9 protein-coding genes are annotated in these 8345 nt (G+C 43.5%); 5 read left to right on the plus strand and 4 right to left on the minus strand.

What is annotated here, in order from left to right:
- Both LD39_RS11035 and LD39_RS11040 read left to right on the plus strand, forming a co-directional pair.
- Window positions 1-994: 3'-5' exonuclease (locus tag LD39_RS11035; protein ID WP_035546276.1), on the plus strand; the 994-nt coding region annotated here is incomplete at its 5' end.
- Window positions 995-1116: 122 nt separating this feature from the next.
- On the plus strand, window positions 1117-1305 hold the full coding sequence (locus LD39_RS11040) for a hypothetical protein (protein ID WP_035546279.1): 189 nt from the start codon (window positions 1117-1119) through the stop codon (window positions 1303-1305).
- An 80-nt stretch (window positions 1306-1385) separates the two neighbouring features.
- On the opposite strand, the gene LD39_RS22630 is transcribed toward LD39_RS11040, so the two are convergent.
- Both LD39_RS22630 and LD39_RS11045 read right to left on the minus strand, forming a co-directional pair.
- Window positions 1386-1559 carry a hypothetical protein gene (locus LD39_RS22630; protein WP_156112622.1) on the minus strand — a complete coding sequence of 58 codons (174 nt, stop codon included), beginning with the start codon at window positions 1557-1559 and terminating at the stop codon, window positions 1386-1388.
- A gap of 309 nt (window positions 1560-1868) precedes the next feature.
- A complete protein-coding gene (locus LD39_RS11045) occupies window positions 1869-3092 on the minus strand; it encodes an MFS transporter (RefSeq protein WP_197061420.1) in 1224 nt (407 codons plus the stop codon).
- A 237-nt stretch (window positions 3093-3329) separates the two neighbouring features.
- Here LD39_RS11045 and LD39_RS11050 point away from each other — a divergent pair, with 237 nt between their 5' ends.
- From LD39_RS11050 to LD39_RS11060, 3 genes are all read left to right on the plus strand, one after another.
- Window positions 3330-3944 (plus strand): class I SAM-dependent methyltransferase, encoded by a 615-nt coding sequence (locus tag LD39_RS11050; protein WP_035546281.1) that lies wholly within the window; start codon window positions 3330-3332, stop codon window positions 3942-3944.
- Between the two features lie 110 nt (window positions 3945-4054).
- A complete protein-coding gene (locus LD39_RS11055; protein ID WP_035546292.1) occupies window positions 4055-4483 on the plus strand; it encodes a cell wall hydrolase in 429 nt (142 codons plus the stop codon).
- A 217-nt stretch (window positions 4484-4700) separates the two neighbouring features.
- A complete protein-coding gene (locus LD39_RS11060) occupies window positions 4701-6140 on the plus strand; it encodes a hypothetical protein (protein ID WP_231572560.1) in 1440 nt (479 codons plus the stop codon).
- A gap of 73 nt (window positions 6141-6213) precedes the next feature.
- Here LD39_RS11060 and LD39_RS22155 read toward each other — a convergent pair whose 3' ends face one another.
- Complete coding sequence (locus tag LD39_RS22155; RefSeq protein ID WP_035546286.1) at window positions 6214-7365, minus strand: MFS transporter; 1152 nt, start codon at window positions 7363-7365, stop codon at window positions 6214-6216.
- Between the two features lie 226 nt (window positions 7366-7591).
- On the minus strand, window positions 7592-8345 hold a 754-nt coding region (locus LD39_RS11070; protein ID WP_035546288.1), incomplete at its 5' end, for a LysR substrate-binding domain-containing protein.

Here is an 8345-nt window from a genome sequence, read left to right on the forward strand (position 1 = left end):
TTGGATCGTTGAAGACATGCTGAACTTCATGCGCTTTTCCTATAATAATGGACGCGTCGATGTCCTGGAAAGAATTCATACGAAGTTCAATGCATATATTTCGAAGCAGCAAATCGCTTTTTTGAAAAAGAAAAACAGCAAAGCATCCGTTTTTGAAACGCTGCTCGACAGTGATATTCCATCGTATCAGCAAAAGGCATTGCCTAAAGCGGAGAAGCTTTTCAAAGATATTAATCAGATGAATCCGGATAAAGCGCTACGTACCATTCGAGAAAAGCTCGGTTACGACCGGGCCATCCAAAAGATGTGTGAGAAGTTCGGATTTAATGCGGAACATCTGTTCAGTATTCTGGACACCCTGGAAAAGATCGCCGAAGGACTTGGTTCGCTGAAAGGCTTTGCAGATCGCTTGAAGGAGCTTGAGAAGCTGATACAGACGTCGAAATTCAATAAGAATAAAAGCCCGCTTACTCTAACTACTTTTCATAGTGCAAAAGGGCTGGAGTACGACAAAGTGTATATGATCGACCTTATTAATGGGGTTGTTCCTTCGAAGGACGATATGGAGAGCTATCGAAACAAAGAGTATGGCCCTATGGAGGAAGCCGTCCGGTTGTTTTATGTAGGGATGACGAGAGCCAGAACGAACCTGGAGCTCTTAACTTACAACTACAAAGGAAACGAACGCGTGACGGAATCGATTTTTGTAATGAATGTGAGAAGGATTATTCAGCAAGCAGGTGAGAAATTTTCAACGGGTAAGCGTAACAGCATTGCGCTTGATTTATCTGATGAAAGCCTGCTGCAACTTGATGAGGTTGAGCTGGGTAGAGAGGTTATGCACCGGAAATTTGGTACTGGTGTCATTAAAGAGTATGGCGGAGATCAGATTGGAATCCAGTTCGAGAGTGTAGGATATAAAGAACTTTTGATTGAGGTTTGCATAAATAATGGGTTGCTTCAAAAGTCTAATGAGGAAATAAATAAAGCATAACCGTATATGTGTAAAACAGAGTCTGATGGCTCCTGCGCCGCTATTTGTTACTTTTTTATGAGAAACTTCAATTATAGAAGTTTGCTATTCTGGCAATACTGTTGCTAGAAAGGGTGATGAGCATGACTTACATGGAGAAAACGAACAAAGTGATGGAAGAGTTGATCTCAGGGGAACGATTACAATTCGGTAACTACACTTATCATCAATCAACATTCACCGATGGACGTGAAGAATTTGAGGATTGGGAAGTACGGCAATTCATCTTAAATCATTTTTTAACGCTGGAAAACTTGAAGAGGAACGCATAAATAAAAGGACTTAGAAGATAAAAAAGGTGCCTGGCCCCTAACTCGCTATCAAATATTAGCGAACTGGAGGCCAGGCGTTTTTATTCTTCTTCGTTGACATCAATGGCTGCCGTGTTGTTGTTCATGTAGGCAGCAGACAATTCATCATCTTTTTTGTGCCCGTTTTCGAGCTGTGCGTTCAGCTTCTGATTCGTAGCTCCTCGGTCTGTTCCTTTAGGGTTGTTTTTCTTCTGACTCTTTTTGTTTTTACTCATAAGAATCCTCCTTTAAAAATACTTTTTTTATTATGCCTCGTTATTTCATGTTTAACCTCTCTAATAGGAATAATATGGAGATAAATGCGAGCTCTTCAAAAAATGTCCAATTCACTTTGGCTTTTTTTATGATCCTGGATAGCTTGAAGAAAAAGTCATAAATAAAAAAATACCATCGCTTTCAAACAGCGATGGCAGTGATTCCTGAATTGAATTGTGCCTCGTGTTCCGTGAGAATCCAATTTGTCGAATGATCAATCCAATTTTTGTAAACCCTTATTTCAGTTTCGTGACTCATCAAAGACATTTTTATAATCGTAACGTTTCATCCATTCGTATCGCCGTCAACAATCCTGCAGCGAGTGGTAAAAGAGAGACTAAACCGATCGCCCAATCGACGCTGAATACGTCTGCAAACAACCCGGCGGCGAGGGCACCGAATGCATAGCCGCTGTCTCGCCAAAAGCGGTAAATCCCCATGGAACTTGCTCTCCATTCTGGGTGAGCAACATCACTGACAGAAGCGATCAGTGTTGGATAGACCATAGCGGTTCCAAGTCCTAACAGCACCGCTCCTGCTAACCAAAGTCCATAGCCGTCTACAAATAAAATCCACCATAAGGCTATGGCTTGCATCCACATTCCGACTGTGATGAGAAGCTTCCGACCGATCCGGTCACTTAAGCCACCTGTGAAGAGCTGGAAAAATCCCCAGGCAGCAGGGTAAATGGCGATGATGGTACCAATTTGTCCGACAGTAAGGCCAGTCGTGGCGAAAAAGAGAGGAAACAGTCCCCACGCCATCCCGTCTTTCAAGTTTGTCGTCATACCCGCAAAGCTTGCGGTGGATAAGTTTTTATTTTTCCAAGTCGTCAATTTGAAAATCTCATTAGTATTCACAGAAGTCTTTTTCTTATCATTCGCTTGAATCTTCACATGGCCGCTCGTGTCTTTAGCTGATAGAGAAAGAAGAAAACCAATGATGACAATTAAAATTCCAATGTAAAAAGGTTCAGGGGTCAATGAATAAGTAGTAGCAACATATCCAGAAATCACGGCTGTGAGAGCAACTCCTAGGTAGCCTGCAAATTCATTGAACCCGACTGCGATGCCGCGTTGAGTCGCTTTTGCCAAATCGACTTTCATGTTAACCGTCATCGACCACGCCAGTCCTTGATTCAATCCTAATAAGATGTTAGCCACAACGATGACCCACCAGGATGTAGCGAAGATCACCAATAATGGAACAAAAAGGCCGAATGTCCAGCCGAGCAGTAAGACTTGTTTTCTTCCAAGCCGATCGGCAAGATTCCCTGCAATTAAATTGACGATGGCCTTTGAAAATCCAAAACTAACAATGAATGATAAGGTGGCACTGGCCGATGCTATGCCGAACTGCTCTTCACCAAGGATAGGGAGAATTGTTCGCTCCAGTCCAACCATCGCACCGACGAATAAGTTGATTAGAACTAATAAAGTGAACTGTAAAATGTTTTCTTTAATACCTAATGTTATCTGTTGTTTAGAAATCATGATATATTCAGTCCTTGTGGAAAATTCATTGATTACAATATACCACTAAGGGTATGTTGCGATCAAAATCTCTGTTCATTCTTTCCTTTATATATTAAGTTTTAGATAGACAAAATTTGATGAGTACAGAGATAGGAATGAAAAATGCTGATCAGCTTAAAGGATTGACTTGTCATTTTGTATGAATGCGCTAAAACGCACGATGTAAAAAATTCCTTTTTTATAGGCGGTGAATACATGGACATCAATCGACAGAAAAAACTTTTCGATAAGCAAGCCAAAAAGTATTCAAAACGGGCAAGGAATAAAACTCCCGACCATCAATGGCGGGAGAAGCTTCTTCGCTCAGCCAGTGGCAGGATCTTAGAAGTATCAGTTGGTGCGGGGACGAATTTTCAATACTACCCAAGGGACACTTCTATTCTGGCGGTAGATTTCAGCCCATCTATGATTGAAAAAGCGAAAGAAACTGCACGGAAGACGGGCAGGAAAGTGGAGTTTATGGATGCCAATGTTGAAGAACTTGATTTACCGAAAAAATCGTTTGATACTGTCGTTTCTACGCTATCGATGTGCGCTTATCCCCATCCTGAAAGAGTATTGCGTCTTTTATCGCAGTGGTGCAAGGATGATGGCCGAGTATTGCTGTTGGAACACGGGCTTAGTTCGAATCGTATATTCTCAAAACTTCAGCATGTATTTGATCCGCTTGTTGAAAAGAGGATTGGCTGTCACATCAATCGTGATATTTTAAAGCTGATTGAAGACTCCCCGTTAGATATAGACAGAATTGAAAACTCGATGTTTGATGCTGTACATCTTATATGGGCTAATCCAAGCAGCCCCCATTAAAAATTGTTGAATAACACTTTTTCAAAGCGCCATTTAGTATAAGCTCTCCTTCATTTACCCACTTCCTTTTGAATATACATAACGGAGTGGGCAATAAAGGAGGCGATCACATAGCGGTTATCAAAGCTCCTAGCAAAGACATCGATCTCCTTGCAAGGTTGCTTAGGGCAGAAGCTGTCGGTGAAGGGAAATTAGGCATGCTTCATGTCGGGGCTGTCACTGTGAACCGGGCTAGGACCAATTGTTCTGATTTCAAAGGACTACGTACTTTACCAGATGTCATTTATCAGCCGAAAGCTTATGAGGCAGTCCAGCATGGGATGTTCTATCAAAGGGCAAGAGAAAGTGAAAGACGTCTAGCAAGAAGGAATGTGAAGGGACATAGGAGTTGGCCGGCCAAATATAGTTTGTGGTACTTTAAGCCGGAAGGTGACTGCCCGCCGACATGGTATGATCAACGTCTTGTTGGGCGTTATAAGGCTCACTGTTTTTATGAGCCAGTCGCAGGAGAATGTGATGAGATTTATAACACGTTCTAATCACGATTCTGATGACCTATCGCTGATCTACAGGTGCCCGCCTTCCTTACTAGGTGAGGTGCTTTTTTTAGTGAGAAAACGGACAAGTACCATAAGAAAGAAGACTTTGCATTTTCACGCAGAAAACAGTCACTCCCTATAAGTACTCTCATTTCTTAGGAGACAATCCAAGCCTTGATCATTGAAAATTCTCCGACTTCTGTATAGGATGAGGTCATTGACTAATCGCAGCCATAGACGAAATCTCGTAAACATTGAGATGCCTCAGCCAACAGATAGGAGAATGATTGTGCGCCAGCTGTTAAACCATTTATACATATTTTACTCATTTGTATTCATCTTAAATATCGTCCATGTGTTTTGGGAGAATTCAATCCTGTACTCTATCATTGGTATTCTCGGAATTGTGATGACAGCGATTAGTTTTCCTCGCTCCGATCGTGTATTCAAAATCCTCGGTGTCATTCTTTTAGCCGCAGGAACCTTTTTCTTTTTTTCAGGGGAGTCGACCTTTCAGGACATTCCCTCATTCTTCGCCGGGAACATCGCTCTACTTTTTCTCATATCGATGCTTCCTTGGATGAATAGTGTCGTAAAAGCAGGGAGATACAATAGACTTCTCCAATCGCTGCTTGGGAGCAACGCGAAAGGGCTGGGAGCTTTATACGTTCGGAGTGAGGTTACGATGGTCTCGCTGGCCGCCTTTTTGAATTTATCATCGGCGACGATTTCACAAGATTTGTTGAAAGAACAATTGAAAACAGTGAAAAATAAGGTGAAGAACAGCTTTATTTTAATGGCGACTCTTAGAGGATATTCGCTGGCGCTGTTGTGGAGTCCACTTGAAATATTGCTCGCCACTTCGATCTTCATTACAGGGGTCAATTACTTAGAGGTGCTGCCATGGATGCTGTTTCTCTCCATTCTTGGCATCATCATGGATTCGTTTATTGGAAAAGTGATGTTCCGCAAGCATGAGATGGAAGAGAGCTCTTCGTTAGAAAAAGGATTTGACCAAAGTAAGAAGAAACTCACGCAGTTCATTACTGCCCTCGTGCTCTTTTTATCCGTTGTGGTGTTCTTAGGGAATGTCATTAACTTGGACTTCCTGTTTGCCGTCACCATTGCGATTTTCCCTTTCGCCTACCTATGGTCCGTATTCGTGAAAAGGAAGAAGAGCTTCCTGCAGATCGGCTGGCCGACGTGGAAATGGAAGACCAATCATTTGAGCAATTTCATTGTTCTCCTGTTGACGCTGTCCTTTTTGACTGAAACGTTGAATGCATCACCTTATTTGAAATACTTGCAGGATCCAATCATCGCCCTTGAAGGGAGTCCGCTTCTCATCATGCTTTTCATCCAGGCCGCTTTTCTAGTAATGACGCTACTAGGCGTCCATCCGATTGCGACGATGGGCATTTTCGGAGGCGTCAGTCAGTTATTAATCGGGGCTTTTCCTCCTGTGACGTTGACCGTACTGCTTGCAACTTGTGCGATCGCAACCGTACCATCGGCTCCGTACGGATTGATCGTCACGATTACTTCTGTGGCGTTAAGGATGAATCCCTATCAAATTGTATTAAGAAACCTGCCGTATAGTATATTGCTAGGTTTTCTCGGAATCGGAGTAGCGCTGTTGACGCTGCTGATTTACTAGAAATCAAGACTTACCATTAGATTTCATGAAAAAGCCAGCCGCTCGTGTCTCCTGACACAGGGGCTGGCTTTCTCTATCCTTTTACTCGGTACATATGCCAGGCGATGAAGAAAAACATTCCGCAAACAGCGCTGACCCATCCGAATCCCCCTAACAGTTCGAAGGAAGCAGATACGTAGCCAAACCCTAAACCGACGATAACGAGGGTCACATTTCCACCCAAGGACCAGAACGATTCAACAGTGGCCCGCTGCTCAGAACTAATTCGATGGTGCAAATACCCTGCAACCACTGGTTCAACGAGTCCATCGAAGAAATAGATCACGAAAATCAGGCCGATTCCTATCCATCCAGGTGAGAATGTTAGGCCGAAAAAACCTAAAGTGAAAACAGCTAAGACGATCAGGAGCAGGATTTGCGCCTTGAATTTTTTGGTTAGGACATGTGAGCACAATTGACCAGGAAGGCGGATGAGAAAAAACAGTGCCATAAATAAACCGAAGGATCCCAGAGGCATGCCAGCGTCTCTTATATAAAGCTGCCAAAATTCATCAAGGAAGGTGAATGCAGTTCCGAGGACCATGCCTGAAATCAAGCTCATCCAAAGTTCTGTATGGGAGCGGAGCAAGTGAAACGATGCCTGCAAATGAGCAGCAGCTGACTGTTGAAGGTGAGTTCTTTTCGGTTCAGATAAGCTGAGCGTGAGAAGGAAGGCAAAACTCAAAGCCGCAAGAGAAACCCAGTAACTTTCAACCAGCCCATATCGTGCGGCCAGCCAGCTTCCGAGAAACGCGACGGTGATCGTCGTCAAGGTGCTGATCGCTTGCAGGTAACCGACATGCTTCTCGAAATGGTCCTGCTTTTTTTCTTCGATCAAGGTGTCATACACATAAGCGTATAAAGCCCCACTGCTGCAGGCGGTTCCGATTGCGGCAAGAAAGATGGCCAGGCCGAAATGCCAGAATTCTGTCGCGCCGATAAGTATGGCGAACTCAAGAACCCCAAAGAAAGCTGCGATCTGAATCATTGGCTTACGTCCAATTCGGTCGGCCAGCACTCCGGTAGGGACTTCGGTACTGATAATGGTTCCTGCATAAATGAGCTCTGTCCATACCACCATTTCAACGTTCATGCCGCGCATTTCCCAGAACAAACGCTCAATGACATAAGCGGGAACAAAGCTTTGCAAAAATTGAACGTAGTACAAAATCCGTATGTTTTTCACGAACGTTCCTCCTTTTCATCAATGTCTGTCTGGACAAAGAGAAAAGGAGGAGCTCTCTCAGCTGTTTCGGTTATAAATTAACAAGGGGGACGGATTGTTGAGGACATAGAGTCATCTCCTTAAGTGATTTATCTTCATTATAATCGATATTAAGAAACGTTTCTTTCTATTCAAAGACAAATAATGTTTTCAGCTATTCGATCCAAGTCCCCGAGAGACTTTCAGCTTACTCCTCCGTCACATACTCCTTTGACATCTCGATAAATTCCTTCACAGAAAACGGCAAGTACTTATTCTTCTTCCAGATCATCCCGAGCTCCAGGCTGATGCTCGAATGCTCAAGTGGAATTGCCACGATGTCTCGGTCCTTAATATCTGTGGCGATTTGAGTCGGCAGCAGGGCGACACCTACTTTCGCTTCGACCATCTCAATCATAAAGTCGCGATGGGAGCTGTGGCAGACGACATTCGGGTAGAAGCCTTTACTCTTACATTCCTCGATAATTCGATCATGCAGGGTAAAGTCTTCTCGATAAAGAATGAAGGATTCATTTTTCAGTTCAGTCAAATCGACGGCAGTTTTGCCGGCAAGCTCACTTTCTTTATGTACAAGCAGCATGAGCGGATCGTTGATAACTTCTAAAGTATCAAAGCTGTCGGATTGGACGGGAAGATTGCACACCAATCCGATATCTAAAGAACCGTCCTCTACCCCTTGCTTAATCATTTTTGAACCGACTTCGCTTAACAGGATTTTCACTTGCGGGTATTGATCCCGGTAATAACTGATCAGTTTTGAGAAAAAAGCGGCCCCGGTGATGGGCGGGATGCCGATTTTGATTTCACCTTTTTTCAAGTCTATGATGTCGCCTAGTTCAGAGGTCAAATTGTGAAAGGCGTCCAGCACATTGATGGCGTTGACGAGCACAGCTTTTCCCGCATCGGTCAGCTGCAGCTGCTTGGAGCGGTAGAATAACGGG

Origin of the sequence: Halobacillus sp. BBL2006 (assembly GCF_000786645.1) — a bacterium.
Classification (GTDB): Bacteria; Bacillota; Bacilli; order Bacillales; family Halobacillaceae; genus Halobacillus.

Bases quoted from the DNA above. Each gene is read 5' to 3' on its own strand.
- LD39_RS11040 (WP_035546279.1), top strand. From the start codon at position 1,117: ATGACTTACATGGAGAAAACGAACAAAGTGATGGAAGAGTTGATCTCA.
- LD39_RS22630 (WP_156112622.1), bottom strand. From the start codon at position 1,559: ATGAGTAAAAACAAAAAGAGTCAGAAGAAAAACAACCCTAAAGGAACA.
- LD39_RS11045 (WP_197061420.1), bottom strand. From the start codon at position 3,092: ATGATTTCTAAACAACAGATAACATTAGGTATTAAAGAAAACATTTTA.
- LD39_RS11050 (WP_035546281.1), top strand. From the start codon at position 3,330: ATGGACATCAATCGACAGAAAAAACTTTTCGATAAGCAAGCCAAAAAG.